This is a genomic window from bacterium Scap17 (assembly GCA_013376735.1).
GTDB lineage: Bacteria > Pseudomonadota > Gammaproteobacteria > Pseudomonadales > Halomonadaceae > Cobetia.
This window is the reverse complement of record VINJ01000001.1, coordinates 2,981,030-2,995,488: the sequence shown is the minus strand read 5'-3', so window position 1 is coordinate 2,995,488 and position 14,459 is coordinate 2,981,030. Positions and strand designations below refer to the sequence as shown.

The window sequence follows — 14,459 nt, the reverse complement described above, 5'->3', positions numbered from 1 at the left end:
CCTACCTTCAGGAGCACGCCCATGATCACGGTTCACCATCTGGAAAACTCGCGCTCGCAGCGCATCCTGTGGCTGCTGGAAGAGTTGAATCTTGAATACCGTCTGCAGACCTATGCCCGCGACAGCAACAGCATGCGTGCGCCCAGGGCGCTGAAGGAGATACACCCGCTGGGCAAGGCGCCGATCATCACCGACACCACGCTGGCGGGAGAGAATGCCGAGCCGGTGGTGGTCGCCGAGTCCGGGGCGATCATCGAATACCTGATCGATCTGTACGCCGGCCAGGGCAGCGTCAGCACCGCACACCTGCGCCCGCCCGCCGGCAGCCAGGCCGAGCGTGACTATCGCTTCTGGCTGCACTTCGCCGAGGGCTCGGCGATGCTGCCGTTGATACTCAGGCTGGTATTCTCGCGTCTCGACAAGCCACCGGTGCCGTGGCTGGTGCGCCCGATCGCGCGCAAGCTGGCCAAGGGCGTGAATGACAGCTTCATCAGCCCGGAGATCAAGGCGCATCTCGCCTACATGGATACCTGTCTCGAGCATCGCCAGTGGCTTGCCGGTGACTCGCTGACCGGTGCCGATATCCAGATGAGCTTCCCGATCCAGGTGCTTGATGCGCGCCAGGGGCTCAAGAATCACCCGAATATCCAGGAATGGCTGGCCCGCATCCGTCAGCGCGAGGCCTTTCAGCGCGCCGTGGCCAAGGGTGGCGAGCTGGCGCTCTGACGCGCTGATGTTTTTGCGCCCTGAGGTGCTGATGCTTTTGTGCTCTGAGGTGCTGATGCGTTGATGCCTGGGCGCGCTGCGCAAACATCACATGGCTTGCGCATTTCTGCGCTATTGATGTCATTTAGACTTTCGTCGGGATTCTTTCGGCATCCGAGCTGTCACATCTTAACGTTATATCGGTAGGTTCTGCTTTAGATATTTAAGCTACAGTTAATGCTTATTGACCTCGAGCGGGCGACAGCCGCCCAGTCACCAGGCTGGGTAGCGAAGCGCGAAGGATGCCAGGAAGAGCATCGCAAGACAGAACGACAAGACAGAACGACAAGACAGAACAGAAGACCGTGAGCGATGCATCGGCAAGCGAACAGGGAGTTCGCCCTGGTGCCGATGGATAAACAGGATGCAGGACAAGGAGTCGACCGGGGGCCTGGCATGGCACACAAGAGTCTGCGTGAACAATCACTGGAACAAGCACTCAAGCAGATGGAGCGCGACAAGGCCCGCCTTGAACGCCGACTGGCGGGACTGGAGGAAAAACTGTCGGCGACGCTCGACGGTACCGGCCTGCGCCTCTGGCAACTCGAGGTGCCCAGCGGCAAGCTCACCATCTTCAACTATCGCTGGGGACGCATGCTGGGCTACCAGCCGGGCGAGCTGAACGCCCATTTCGATGTCTGGCGTGAGCACCTGCACCCAGAAGACCGCGAGGAAGTGCTCGCCAACCTCAATGACCACCTGGAGGGGCGCACCGAGGTCTATCAGGTCGTGCATCGCATGCTGGCTCGCGATGGCAGCATCACCTGGGTCGCCGACCGCGGGCGGGTAGTCGAACGCGATGAGCACGGCGATGCCCTGCGCCTGTTGGGCACGCATGCCGACATCAGTCATGAGAAAGACTACGAAGCGCGCCTCAATGCGCTGGCCAGCACCGATGCCCTGACGGGGCTTGCCAATCGTCAGGCCATCAACAGCTGGCATCAGCGACCGCTGGCCGATGACAGTGCCTTGATCTTCATCGACCTTGACGGCTTCAAGCAGGTCAATGACCAGTTCGGCCATCGTGCCGGCGATGAAGTGCTGGTGCTGGTCGCGCATGGCCTGAACGATGAGCTGCACCGACTGAGCATCCACCAGCATCTCTCGGCGCGTTTCGGCGGCGATGAATTCCTCTTTCAGCTGCCCCGCATGACACTGCCGCGTGTCGAACATATCGCCCGTCGCTGGCTGGAGCGCTTCGCGCATCCCCTCGAGATCAGCGGTGGCCTCGGCTGCGTCGGCCTGAGCATCGGCATCTGTTTCGGGCGCGATGCCGACAATCGCTTCGGTCTGGCGCTGGAACAGGCCGATCAGGCGATGTATCGAGTCAAGCACCACGGCAAGCACGGCTTCAGGGTGCACGCGCCGGTGGAATGCTCTGCCAGCGAATACCAGACCTCGAATCTGCAGGCCCCCGCCAGTCGGCTGCCTTCCTGGCTGCATCCGGAGGCTGAATCGAAGCTGAGACCTGCGCCGAAACCGGAGCCGGAACCGGAACCGGAACCGGAACCGGAGCCCAAATTGGAGCCGGCACCGGCACTGAGGCCTGCCTCATCGCCACCACCTCGTCAGGCGCCCTTGCCACCGGCCCTGCCAGCGAGACAGCCAGCCGCGGCATCAAGGCCAGAGAAGAAAGGTGAGAGAGGAAAGGTGAGAGGCATGACCCTGAATACACGCCCCGGTGACACTCGGCACTCCAAGCCCCCCGCACGCGCAGGCGTCGGGGGGCTTTTGTCTTTCAGGCCACTCGACTGATGGGCGTGGCACAACGCTGCAGCGCGAATGCCATCATTTTCTGATAGGACTATTGCATCCGGCAAGGTCGCGAACGACGCTGGGGGGAACGGCAAGGCAGGATGAGTCGAGGCCCCCGAGCGTCATGGAAGCGTCGTGGCACAGGACAGGCATGAGCGGCGGCCTCAAGTGCCGCCTTTATCAGCAGGGCGAGTGTCCTCAAGGAGAGAAGGATGAGTAGCAGCGAGTCTGGCCGACAGTTCATCAATCAGCCACGCCAGGTCGTCGGCGAGGCCCTGGAAGGCTGCGCACGACTGCGCCACCCGGATGGCAGTGGCGTGCGGCTGTCAGACCCCGCCAGTGGCATGCGCCTGGTAGTGCGTGATGACTGGGCGCGTGATCAGGTCGCGCTGATTTCCGGTGGTGGCTCGGGACATGAACCCGCGCACGCAGGCTTCGTCGGTGCTGGCATGCTGACGGCTGCCGTGTGTGGTGAGCTGTTCGCCTCGCCGACGGTGGACGCCGTGCTGGCGGCGATCCGCGAAGTCACCGGTGAGGCCGGGGCCTTGCTGATCGTCAAGAACTACACCGGGGATCGCCTCAACTTCGGGCTGGCCGCCGAGCGGGCGCGCCAGGAAGGCTTCAAGGTCGAGATGGTCATCGTCGCCGACGATGTGGCGCTGCCCGACAACCCGCAGCCACGTGGGCTGGCCGGCACGCTGCTGGTGCACAAGGTCACCGGTGCGCTGGCGGCACGCGGGGCGGGCCTCAAGGAAATCACCGCCATCGCGCGTCGCGTCGCCGACAGCTGTTCAACCCTGGGCGTGGCCTTCAATGTCGGCCGTCATCCCGGCAAGCCGCGTGAGCAGCGCGCACCGGAACTGGGGCTGGGCATTCACGGCGAGCCGGGCGCCATGGCGCTGGAGCTTGGCAGCGACTCGGGCACCCACGGCGTGCATGCGGTCATGGACACCGTGGTCACGGCGCTGGTGCAGGGTCATTCGCGCAAGGATGTCGGCGGCGACCTGCCGGCCAGCGGCCATCTGCTGTTGATCAATGATCTGGGCGGTTGCTCGGCGCTGGAGCGCAGCCTGCTGCTGGAAGAAGCGCTGACCCATCCGTCGCTGCAGGCGCTGGGCATCCATGCCGTGGTCGGCCCGCAACCGCTGATGACCTCTCTGGACATGCACGGTTTCTCGCTGACGCTGCTGCCGCTGGATAGCTTGCTGGAAGAGGCGCTCAGCGCCAGCTGCGCGCCGGTGGCCTGGCCGGGCGTGCAATCGGTGACGCCACTGGCGCACTTCACGCCGAGTCAGGACGCCGTCAGAACCGCCAGTGACGAGACCTCGGATGCCAGACGTGCCCAGGCCAGGGCCGACTGCCAGGCGCGTGCCGCCCGTGGCGTGAAATCGCGTGCCGGCCTGCCGGGCGATCCGCAGGTCGAGCAACGCCTGCGCGCGGCATTGGAAGTCCTGCTCGCCAGCGAGGCGGATCTCGACCGACTCGATGCCATCAGCGGCGACGGTGATACCGGCAGTACCTTCGCCAGTGGCGCGCGCGCGGTGATCGAAGCGCTGGAAGACTGCGAGCTGGCATGTGGTGATTCCGGCGAGCTGATGGCCACCATCGGCAAGCAGCTGGCCCACGGCATGGGCGGCTCCAGTGGTGTGCTGCTCTCGACGCTGTTCACCGCCGCCGCCACCCGCTGGAAGGAGCCGTCGGACACGCATGGCCAGGCGCCAATGAGCCAGCGCTGGCACGATGCCCTGAGTCACGGCGTCGCCCGCATGCAGCATTACGGCGGCGCCTCACGCGGCGACCGCAGCCTGCTGGATGCGCTGTTGCCGGCGCTGGAGGCACTGCAGTCTTCACTGCAGACGACACCGAGCGCCCGTGTCGACTGGGCCGCGATGGCACGCGCCGCCCGTCAGGGCGCGGATGCCACCGCCGAGATGGCCAAGGCGCGGGCCGGGCGCTCTGCCTACGTGCCTTCCGCCCATCTGGTCGGCAACAGCGACCCGGGCGCGGAAGCCGTGGCGCGCGTCTTCGAAGCGCTGGCCGATGCCGCCGAGGAAGCGGCAGGTTGATTGAAGCTTCGATTGACCGGCTGAGCTGGTTGACCCGAATGACGAGTGTCTGAGCTCTCCAGCCCCATAAAGCTCTAGAGCCAAAGCCGCATGACGCAAAAAGGCCCGCCCATGAACCTCGTGTTCAGGGGCGGGCCTTTTGGTTCATGGGGCAAGCGTCACGCGGCAAGCGGTCAGGCGACTTTCCGACGTGTCGGCAGCCGAATCAGACGGGTGGCGATGGCGGTGCCCAGCAGAGTGATGCCCATGCCGGTGAGGATGCGCGCATCGATCACCTCATCGAGCAGCAGGTTGCCCCACAGCAGCGCGCTGACCGGCACCAGGAAGGTGACCGAAGTGGTCGCGGTGGCGCCGGCACTGGCCAGCAGGCGGAAGAAGATCAGGAAGGCGAGGCTGGTGCTGAGCACCGCCAGCGCGATGGCGCTGCCCCAGGCCTCCAGGCTGACGCTGGTCGTCGGCCACATCCACAGGCCCGGAATCAGCAACAGCAGGGAAGACATCAGCGAGCTGCCTGCGGCCAGCACCGGCGCCGGCAGGTGATTCAGGCGCTGACGCGAGAAGTTGGAGGCGAAGCCGTAGCAGAAGGTGGCGCCGAGGGCGGCGAGAATGAACCAGCCATCGCCGCCGAGCTGGAAGTCGAGGCGATCGCTCGACAGCACATAGACACCGCTGAAGGCCACGGCCAGGCCGAGATACTGCTGCTTCTGGATCGGCGTGGCGAACAGCGCCATCCCCAGCAGCGCGGTGAACAGCGGCGTGGTGGCATTGATCAGCGAGGTGAAACCGGCCTCCAGCTGGGTGGTGGCCAGCGCCAGCAGGCAGAAGGGCAGCGCCTGACTGGTCAGGCCCAGCACCGCAAGCGGGCCCTTGTGTTCCCACAGCATCTTCAACCGGCCCGCGCCCAGCAGCAGTGGGGCGAGTGCCAGCGCACCGATGCCCATGCGCAGCAGTATCAGCGTGGTCGGGCCGAATTCCGGCGCAGCCACGCGCATGAAGATGAAAGACATGCCCCACAGGCTGGAAAGCAGGACAAGACGCAAGGCATCGCTGGCGGACATGGTGTTCTCGACGTGGTGTGTAAAAGGCAGTCCGACAGGCTAGCCCCTCATGCGCGTCACGGGAAGCACGACCTTGTGCCTGTCGCTCTTCTTTCCCAGATCCAGCTCCAGCCCGCTGGCCTCAGGCGGAGGGTATCGCACCGCGCTGGATGGCGGCGATATCGCGCGCGGCGCGCTCGAGTGCCGGCAGATGCTTGAGCATGTCCTCGCGCGACTGGCGCATCACCGGCGCCTGGATGGCCACGCCGATGTTGGAGGGCCCATCGGGATTGGGCGCCAGCACCGCGATGCACACCAGCCCGGGCAGGAATTCCTCGTCATCCAGCGCGAAGCCCTGCTGGCGGACCTGCTCGATCTCGGCCTCGACGGATTCGATGTCGGTCAGGGTATTGCGCGTCATCGCGTTCAGCGGCGTGCCGGTCAGCAGACGACGGCGCTGGGCGGGCGGCATCTGGGCCAGAAACAGCTTGCCGCTGGCGGAGCAATGCACCGGCACCCGGGAACCGGGGTGCAGATAGAAGCGCAGCGGGGCCTGGGTCTCGACGCGGTCCAGATACAGCACCTCGCTGCCGGACAGCGCCGTGATGTTGCAGCTCTCGCCGACCTCTTCCATCAGCCGGTTGAGCACGCCGTGGCGGGCACCCTGCACGGTGTCGTTGAGCAGCAGGTTCTCCGCCAGACGGCGCAGGCGGCTGCCCTTGCTGTAATGGCGGTTGTCCGCCTCGCGCTGCAGCATGCCGCTGCCTTCCAGCTGCTGCAGCATGCGGTGCAGCGTCGGCTTGGGCAGGCCGGTCTCTTCCACCAGTCCCTGCAGGGTGAAGAACTGGTCCTTGGCGGCGATCACCTCCAGCAGTGCCAGCAGGCGCTGGGCAGGTGTATCGCCTTCTATCTTGCTGCCTTCCCTGGCGGTGTCGCTGTCCTTGCGGTCATGCGGCAGGCTCGTGTGGGGTTGGGTGGCACTGTTCATGGGCGTTTTCCTCTTTCGATCCGAGCGCTGAACGGTCGTGCGCCGGGGCGGTCGTGTGTCGAGCCGTCATGCGCGGGGCAGTATGGCGCGGAAACGCGCGGCCCGTCAGTGCCTTGCGTTGCTGTGCCTACTGTAACAGTACTCCATTCATCGGAAGAAGTTTCTAAAAAAGGTGTGTTTTTCATCATTTTTCGAAATCGTGCTTGACGGGTCGGCCGGTGAGGGCTAATTTTGGTCACATGTTTCGGTAATCGGAACTAAATGTATCAATAAACATAAAATTTAGAGTTGGAGACGCCATGAGCACTCAAGACAGCGCAGACAATCGCAAGGTCGTGCAGGGCAAGCAGAAGATGACCCCTTCCGAGGCCTTCGTGGAAACCATGGTCGCCAATGGCGTCACCGACATGTTCGGCATCATGGGTTCCGCCTTCATGGATGCGATGGACATCTTCGCGCCGGCCGGCATTCGCCTCATTCCGGTGGTGCATGAGCAGGGCGCTGCCCACATGGCCGACGGCTATGCTCGTGTCTCCGGCCGTCACGGCATGGTCATCGGCCAGAACGGCCCGGGCATCTCCAACTGCGTCACCGGCATCGCGGCGGCTTACTGGGCGCACAGCCCGGTGGTCATCGTCACGCCGGAAGCCGGCACCACCGGCATCGGCCTGGGCGGCTTCCAGGAATGCAAGCAGCTGCCGATGTTCCAGGAATTCACCAAGTACCAGGGCCACGTGACTCACCCGTCGCGCATGGCGGAATACACCGGTCGCTGCTTCGATCGCGCCATGTCCGAGATGGGCCCGACCCAGCTCAACATCCCGCGTGACTACTTCTACGGCGAGATCGAATGCGAGATTCCCAAGCCGGCACGTGTCGATCGCGGCCCGGGTGGCAGCAAGAGTCTGGATGAGGCAGCCGAGCTGCTGGCCAGCGCCAAGTTCCCGGTCATCGTTTCCGGTGGCGGTGTGGTGATGGCCGATGGCGTCGAGGAGTGCAAGGCACTGGCAGAGCGTCTCGGCGCGCCGGTGGTCAACAGCTACCAGCACAACGATTCCTTCCCGGCCAGCCACCCGCTGTGGTGTGGTCCGCTCGGTTATCAGGGCTCCAAGGCGGGCATGAAGCTGATCTCCCAGGCCGATGTCGTCATCGCGCTGGGCACGCGCCTCGGGCCGTTCGGTACCCTGCCGCAGCACGGCATGGACTACTGGCCGAAGGACGCGAAGATCATCCAGATCGACGCCGACCACAAGATGCTGGGTCTGGTGAAGAAGATCTCCGTCGGCATCTGCGGCGACGCGCGTGAAGCGGCCATCGCCCTGACCGAGCGCCTGGCAGGCCGCAATCTGGAATGCGATGCCTCCAAGGACTCGCGTCTGAGCACCATCCGCGAAGAGAAGGCCGCCTGGGAAGCCGAGCTTGACGAGTGGACCCACGAGAAAGATGCCTTCAGCCTTGACGCCATCGACGAAGCCAAGGATGAGAAGCCGTTCTCCGGCGGCGAATACCTGCACCCGCGTCAGGTTCTGCGAGAGCTGGAAAAGGCCATGCCGGAAGATGTCATGGTCTCCACCGACATCGGCAACATCAACTCCGTGGCCCACAGCTATCTGCGCTTCGACAAGCCGCGCAGCTTCTTCGCCCCGATGAGCTTCGGCAACTGCGGCTACGCGCTGCCGACCATCATGGGTGCCAAGACTGCCGCGCCGGAACGTCCGGCCATCGCCTACGCCGGTGACGGCGCCTGGGGCATGAGCCTGATGGAAATCATGACCGCCGTGCGTCACGATATTCCGGTCACGGCTGTCGTCTTCCACAACCGTCAGTGGGGCGCCGAGAAGAAGAACCAGGTCGAGTTCTATAACCGTCGCTTCGTCGCCGGTGAGCTGGACAACCAGAGCTTCGCCGAGATCGCCCGCTCCATGGGGGCCGAAGGCATCACCGTCGACCGTCTGGAAGACGTGGGCCCGGCCCTCAAGAAGGCCGTCGACATGCAGATGAACGAAGGCAAGACCTGCGTCATCGAGGTGATGTGTACTCGCGAACTGGGCGACCCGTTCCGCCGCGACGCCCTCAAGAAGCCGGTGCGTCTGCTCGAGAAGTATCAGGATTACGTGTAACGCCCGTCGCTGATCGCGCTGTGCAGGTCATGGATGGCAGCGTGATGTTCAAGCGATAGCGCGACGCGCATCAACGACTGGAACTCTCCCTTGCCCCGGCCATTTCAGATGTCCGGGGCTTTTTGGATGTGTCGGCTGCCTGCAAGGGCAGCGAGGAGACAGACATGAAGGCACTCAACAACATTCTGGCGCGGGCCAAGGCAGACCCGCGCCGTATCGTGCTCTGTGAAGGGCAGGACATGCGGGTGGTGCAGGCGGCGGTGAACGCGGCGGAACAGGGCCTGGCGCAGGTGATGCTGGTGGGCGACCCGACCGTCATCGCCGCCACCGCCAGAGAAGCCGGGCTTGAGGATCAGGCGCTGGCAAGGCTCGAGCTGATCGACCCCGCCACCTCCGAGCACACCGCCAGGCTTGCCGAAGCGCTGCACGCGCATCGCGCGGCCAAGGGCATGACGGCGGAGCTGGCCGCCGAGAAGATTCGTGATCCACTGACGTTTTCCAACATGCTGGTGCGCGAAGGGCTGGCGGATGGCTCGGTGGCCGGCGCCGTGCTCACCACGGCCGATGTGGTGCGCACCGCCATTCAACTGCTGGGGCTGGCGCCGGGCAGCAAGCTGGTCTCCAGCTTCTTTCTGATGATGCTGTGCAAGCCGTTCCACAACCTGAAGGGCGGCATGATCTTCTCGGACTGCGGGCTGGTGATCGACCCCGACGCCGAGGAGCTTTCGCAGATCGCGCTGGCCGCTGCCGACAGCGCCCAGGCTCTGCTCGGGGAAGATCCGCGGGTGGCGATGCTGTCGTTCTCCACCAATGGCAGCGCGCATCACGCCTCGGTGGACAAGGTAGTGCAGGCCGCGCATCGGGTACGCGAGCAACGCCCGGATATCGCCATCGATGAAGACGTACAGCTCGACGCCGCCATCGTGGCGGAAATCGCCGAGCGCAAGCTGCCCACCTCGCGCGTCAAAGGCACCTCCAACGTGCTGGTATTCCCCAATCTGGAAGCCGGCAATATCGGCTACAAGCTCGCCGAACGCATCGGCGGCGCCGAAGCCATCGGCCCGCTGCTCCAGGGTCTCGCCAAACCCGCCAACGACCTCTCGCGCGGCTGCTCCACCGCCGACATCCTCAATGTCATTGCGGTCACTGTCGTTCAGGCACAGCAACGCTCCCCGCAAGACTGATTTCTCCTTCTTTTCCTTTTGTTAGCCGCTCACGGCGGATAGGGCAGGCGAAAGCCTGCCTGTAGATTATTAGATAGTTTTAGTGATGTTAGATTTGAACTCTTTTATCGTTCAATGTTCGTTGACTTTAAATATATGCTTTGTTGTGTCGTCTTTTAGTCCTATATTCTATGGTCTTGCTATGAATGTGTTAATTACTAAGCTTTAATATATAGATTAGGGTAAGGGTGATCATTGCAATTACTTAATAGTAAGGGGTGGAAAAATGTCTAATGTGGTATTTTTTAGCTTCAAGGAAGCTGATAGAGAGATTGTTCTAACTATCAAGGGAAGAGCAGTTAATCCTAGGTATAGTAATTTGAGTTTTAGAGTTCGCGATTTGCTAAGAAGATGGAGAACGGAAGACTCGGCAGTTATTAAGCAAGCAATTTCCAAAAGCCTTAGTGGTACATCTAGAACAATCGTTTTTGTAGGTAATGAAACGCATAGAAGCTATTGGGTACCTCATGAGGTGAGAATGACCTTCGAAAAAGGTAAGCCTGTATATGCTATTAGAATTAATGGTGTTTATGGAGCTATTCCGAAATGTCTCTCAGATAATGGTATTAGAGTTCATGATTGGAGTGAAGAAAATTTGCAAAGTTTAGCTACAATGTAGGAGCTAGGGATATGAATGCTGAAGACTATCCCGGGTTACATAGGGCTGCTGACACTGCATCTAACCAATCGCAGTCTAAACACTTAAAGACTCATCTATATCATATTGTTATTTTGCTGCTTGGCGCTGGTGTAGCAATATGTCCTGTGCAAAGCATGATTTTATCATTGGTAAGTATTTTTTCTTTTTTAGCTGCACTAGGTATTTCAATCCTTATAGCAGTGAAGCGGTATGAGCGAAAATGGTATGGCGCAAGAGCTGTAGCTGAGTCAGTTAAAACGGCTACTTGGCGATATATGATGCGGGCAGATCCTTTCCTAGACGCTGCGTCAATATCAGACGCTAATAAGAAATTCACGGACTTGCTTGTTGAAATCTTGAGGTCTAATAATCAAATAGGAGAGATTCTTTCAGGTCAAAGTTGTACTAATGATCAAATTACCAATAGTATGATGCAAGTAAGGTCTCAAAATTTGGCTGATAGGAAAGCTTTTTATCTTCAAGAGCGTATCGATGATCAATTAGTCTGGTATGAGAAGAAGAGTAAGCAGAATAAACGTAAAGGAAGTATCTTCTTTGGACTCTTGATCTTTGTGCAATCCATAATTATTTCTCTTATGATTACCAAAGTGGTTGCACCTAGCTTCTTGGATATATGGCCTGTTAGCATGCTTGTTGTTGCTGCAAGTTCAATAACAGTGTGGATGCAATTAAAAAGATTTAGAGAAATAAGTTCAGCATATGCACTAACAGCTAATGAAATTGGCATTATTAAAACAAAGCTTCAGTACTCTAATACTGATTCTGATTTTTCAGACTTTGTCCGAGATGCTGAGAATGCATTCTCAAGAGAGCACACACAATGGATAGCTAAAACTGAAGATACTGTCTCGCCTCACATCCCCTGATGCCGACACGCCAGCGCCATGTGATAGACGATTTCATCGGCGAGGGCGTTGTCGAGGGTGCGTTCGAGGTCGATGATCAGCTGGTTGGGGTAGTAGGCGCTGAGGTCCAGCCCGACGCCGAGGCCGAGAATGGCCTGGCGGCCGGAGCGAGTCTGTTGCGCGACGACCTGCTTGAGGTGGCTGTCGAGGTATTGCTCGTCATTGGCGGTGTTGGTGGCGCTGTCACAGGGGCTGCCATCGGAGATGACGACCAGCAGACGGCGTGCGCCTTCGTCGGCAGGGGCGTTGTCGGCGAGCCGTGAGCAGGCCCATTGCACGGCTTCGCCATCCACGCCTTCGCGGTAGAGATCGGCCTTGAGCAGGGCGCCGAAGTTGCGCCGCGCACGTCGCCACGCCAGTGAGGCGGGCTTGAAGATCAGATACTGCACTTCATTCAGGCGGCCCGGACGCGCGGGCTTGCCGGCGCGCCGCCAGTCCTTCAGGGCGCGGCCTCCATTCCAGGCGCCAGTGGTGAAGCCGAGCACCTCGGTGGGCACACCGGCCATGTCGAGCGCGCGGGTGAGTATCTCGATCAGCATCGCCACCGCCTCGCCATGCACCTTCATCGAACCGGAGCAGTCGATCAGGAAACTGACCTGCGCACTGGCCTCGGGCACCCAGCGCTCGCGCTGGAAGACCCGCCGCTCGGCCGGTGAGGAAATCACCTGACTCAGCCGCCGCCCATCGATGATTCCTTCCTCCTCCCCGAAGTGCCAGCCCTCACGCTGCGGCGAGCTGAAATGGCGTGCCAGCTGGCGTGCCAGGCGGCGTACGTTGATCTTCTGCTCTGCCAGACGCGTATCCAGCGCCTGACGATACTCGTCGAGCAGGGCCGCGCGCATGCGTCTGGCCGGTTCCAGCTCGCGGTCATAGGCCGTGGTGAACACCTGATAGGGCAGCAATTCCTCCGGCGCGCCACGCCGATGACTCGGCAGCTGCGATTCCGCCTGCTCCTCGAGCAGACTTGCTTCCTCATCCTCGTTTTCCAGAAACAGCGCGAAGCGCTGACTGGCCTCTGACTCGTCATCCTCCTCGCCGTCCTGCTCCTCCAGCGATTCGGCCAGCTCCTGCTCCAGCCACAGGCTGATGTTCAGCGCGTGCTGCTGATAGGCCGCCTGATCGAAGCGCGTGCGTCTCAGCCCCGCCATGTCAGCGCCCAGCGCCTGATAGAAGGAGGCGCGCGTCGTCTCGATGTAATCCTCCGTCTCGTGGATCACCGCACAGGCCATCAGGCGCGACCAGCACGACTGGATGACGCTGTAGATCAGGATGCCGCTACTCGTCTCGGTGAGGCCCGCGTGATAGAAGGCCAGGCACCAGTCGGTGAAGCGCCGCGTCAGATTTTCCTTCACGCCGGGCATGTCTGGGTCAACCAGCGCCTCGACGCGCAGCTGCTCCAGCAGGTCATAGATCAGGCGGGTTTCCGGCAGCGCCGGACGCGCCGCCAGATGCAGCGCCTCGTCGGTGTGGATCAGACGCAGCGCGATGGCGTCGCTGACCGCGCGATAGTGGTCGAGCGTACAGTCATTCTCTTCCAGCCGCAGATGCGGCGTGCGCAATGGTAGCGCCCGAGCATGCCGACTCAGGCGCCGCCCACGATAGGCCCAGCCGGCCTGGCCGCTGAGTGCCCCGAGACTCGCCGCCGCAAGCTCCTCGAGATACTGCTGACGACGACGTACCTGCTGGGCCGCACTCATGCCTGGACTCCCTTGTCGCTGTCCTGCTCATTCATCAGGTCGCTCTCCATCAGCGCCGCGGATTCCTCCAGTTCCTTGGCGAAACAACGCTGATAGAACTCGGCGACCAGCGGTCGCTCATGCTCATCGCACTTGTTGAGGTAGGAGAGGCGGAAGGCCAGCGCCGGGTTGCGGAAGATCTCGCAGTTCTCCGCCCAGGTGATCACGGTACGCGGCGACATCAGGCTCGACAGGTCGCCATTGGCGAAGCCCTTGCGGGTGAGGTCGGCCACCGCGACCATCGCGCGAATCAGGGCGCGGCCACGCTCGTTGTCCTTGGCGGGCACACGCGCCAGCACGATCTTCACCTCTTCCTCACGCGGCAGGTAATCCAGCTTGGCGACGATGTTCCAGCGGTCGATCTGCGCATGGTTGAGCAGCTGGGTGCCGTGATAGAGCCCGTCCTGATTGCCAAGCCCGACGGTATTGGCGGTGGCGAACAGCCGGAACTGCGGATGCGGACGAATGACGCGGTTCTGATCGAGCAGCGTGAAGTGGCCGTCGCGCTCCAGAATACGCTGGATGACGAACATCACGTCTGGGCGGCCGGCATCGTACTCATCGAAGATCAGCGCGATGGGGCGGGTCAGCGACCAGGGCACGATGCCTTCCTGGAATTCGGTGACCTGCACGCCGTCGCGAATCACGATGGCGTCCTTGCCGACCAGATCCAGCCGGCTGACATGGCCATCGAGATTGACGCGCAGACATGGCCAGTTGAGGCGCGCGGCGATCTGCTCGATATGGGTCGATTTGCCGGTGCCGTGCAGGCCCTGAACCATCACGCGGCGGTTGTTGGTGAAGCCGGCGAGAATGGCGAGGGTGACATCGGGATTGAAGCGATAGGCCGTGTCGATTTCCGGCACGTGGGCGTCGCGATGCAGAAATACCGGCACCTTGAGGTCGCTGTCGATATCGAACAGCTCGCGTACGCTGCGCAGTTCGGTGGCCTGCAACTGGCCAGCGGCCAGCGGCTGCTCGGCATCGCTGACAGGGCCGGCAGGGTGTTGGGCATCGCTGGAAGGCGTCAAGGTGGCGTCGCTCACGGGGTGTCTCCCTCGTCATTCTTGTCGGTGGCTGGCCGCACTGGCTGCAGGGGATGCAGTGGCAAGCGGACGGCGGCAATGGCTTGAATATAGCTTTGTTTCTAAAAATAATGCAAATCGTATCGAAATATGAGATTTGTGATTGTTCATTCCCCCG

10 protein-coding genes and 1 pseudogene are annotated in these 14,459 nt (G+C 61.6%); 7 read left to right on the top strand and 4 right to left on the bottom strand.

From position 1 onward, the window contains the following. Positions 1–21 precede the first annotated feature (21 nt). From FLM52_12665 to FLM52_12655, 3 genes and pseudogenes are all read left to right on the top strand, one after another. Entirely contained in the window at positions 22–726 is a 705-nt protein-coding gene (locus FLM52_12665) for a glutathione S-transferase (protein NVN56631.1), read from the top strand. A 450-nt stretch (positions 727–1,176) separates the two neighbouring features. Next, positions 1,177–2,115: pseudogene (locus FLM52_12660) on the top strand (sensor domain-containing diguanylate cyclase). Positions 2,116–2,732: 617 nt separating this feature from the next. Further along, the gene (locus FLM52_12655; protein ID NVN56630.1) at positions 2,733–4,586 is read left to right on the top strand and encodes a DAK2 domain-containing protein; all 1,854 of its coding nucleotides are present in this window, start codon (positions 2,733–2,735) and stop codon (positions 4,584–4,586) included. Between the two features lie 173 nt (positions 4,587–4,759). Here the strand turns inward: FLM52_12655 and FLM52_12650 are convergent, their stop codons facing one another. Both FLM52_12650 and FLM52_12645 read right to left on the bottom strand, forming a co-directional pair. After that, positions 4,760–5,644 (bottom strand): DMT family transporter, encoded by an 885-nt coding sequence (locus FLM52_12650; protein ID NVN56629.1) that lies wholly within the window; start codon positions 5,642–5,644, stop codon positions 4,760–4,762. 121 nt (positions 5,645–5,765) lie between these two features. Continuing rightward, positions 5,766–6,611, bottom strand: coding sequence for an IclR family transcriptional regulator (locus tag FLM52_12645; protein NVN56628.1), 846 nt, complete (start codon positions 6,609–6,611; stop codon positions 5,766–5,768). Between the two features lie 353 nt (positions 6,612–6,964). Between FLM52_12645 and xsc the strand changes: the two genes are divergently transcribed. The 4 genes from xsc to FLM52_12625 all read left to right on the top strand — a co-directional run bounded on the left by xsc (position 6,965) and on the right by FLM52_12625 (position 11,481). Then, positions 6,965–8,731, top strand: a complete 1,767-nt coding sequence (gene xsc / locus FLM52_12640; protein ID NVN56627.1) for a sulfoacetaldehyde acetyltransferase — start codon at positions 6,965–6,967, stop codon at positions 8,729–8,731. Between the two features lie 164 nt (positions 8,732–8,895). After that, a complete protein-coding gene (pta, locus tag FLM52_12635; GenBank protein NVN56626.1) occupies positions 8,896–9,915 on the top strand; it encodes a phosphate acetyltransferase in 1,020 nt (339 codons plus the stop codon). Between the two features lie 265 nt (positions 9,916–10,180). Continuing rightward, complete coding sequence (locus tag FLM52_12630) at positions 10,181–10,573, top strand: TIR domain-containing protein (protein NVN56625.1); 393 nt, start codon at positions 10,181–10,183, stop codon at positions 10,571–10,573. Between the two features lie 11 nt (positions 10,574–10,584). Continuing rightward, entirely contained in the window at positions 10,585–11,481 is an 897-nt protein-coding gene (locus FLM52_12625) for a DUF4231 domain-containing protein (GenBank protein ID NVN56624.1), read from the top strand. Here FLM52_12625 and FLM52_12620 read toward each other — a convergent pair. Both FLM52_12620 and FLM52_12615 read right to left on the bottom strand, forming a co-directional pair. After that, positions 11,469–13,217, bottom strand: coding sequence for a cobalt chelatase (locus tag FLM52_12620; GenBank protein NVN56623.1), 1,749 nt, complete (start codon positions 13,215–13,217; stop codon positions 11,469–11,471). The genes FLM52_12625 and FLM52_12620 overlap by 13 nt on opposite strands. Then, entirely contained in the window at positions 13,214–14,227 is a 1,014-nt protein-coding gene (locus FLM52_12615) for a cobaltochelatase subunit CobS (GenBank protein ID NVN56622.1), read from the bottom strand. The genes FLM52_12620 and FLM52_12615 overlap by 4 nt, the downstream gene beginning before the upstream one ends. Between the last annotated feature and the right edge of the window lie 232 nt (positions 14,228–14,459).

What these genes read in the sequence shown, in the direction of transcription:
- FLM52_12665 (NVN56631.1), top strand. Translation starts at nt 22, where the DNA reads ATGATCACGGTTCACCATCTGGAAAACTCGCGCTCGCAGCGCATCCTG.
- FLM52_12655 (NVN56630.1), top strand. Translation starts at nt 2,733, where the DNA reads ATGAGTAGCAGCGAGTCTGGCCGACAGTTCATCAATCAGCCACGCCAG.
- FLM52_12650 (NVN56629.1), bottom strand. Translation starts at nt 5,644, where the DNA reads ATGTCCGCCAGCGATGCCTTGCGTCTTGTCCTGCTTTCCAGCCTGTGG.
- FLM52_12645 (NVN56628.1), bottom strand. Translation starts at nt 6,611, where the DNA reads ATGAACAGTGCCACCCAACCCCACACGAGCCTGCCGCATGACCGCAAG.
- xsc (NVN56627.1), top strand. Translation starts at nt 6,965, where the DNA reads ATGACCCCTTCCGAGGCCTTCGTGGAAACCATGGTCGCCAATGGCGTC.
- pta (NVN56626.1), top strand. Translation starts at nt 8,896, where the DNA reads ATGAAGGCACTCAACAACATTCTGGCGCGGGCCAAGGCAGACCCGCGC.
- FLM52_12630 (NVN56625.1), top strand. Translation starts at nt 10,181, where the DNA reads ATGTCTAATGTGGTATTTTTTAGCTTCAAGGAAGCTGATAGAGAGATT.
- FLM52_12625 (NVN56624.1), top strand. Translation starts at nt 10,585, where the DNA reads ATGAATGCTGAAGACTATCCCGGGTTACATAGGGCTGCTGACACTGCA.
- FLM52_12620 (NVN56623.1), bottom strand. Translation starts at nt 13,217, where the DNA reads ATGAGTGCGGCCCAGCAGGTACGTCGTCGTCAGCAGTATCTCGAGGAG.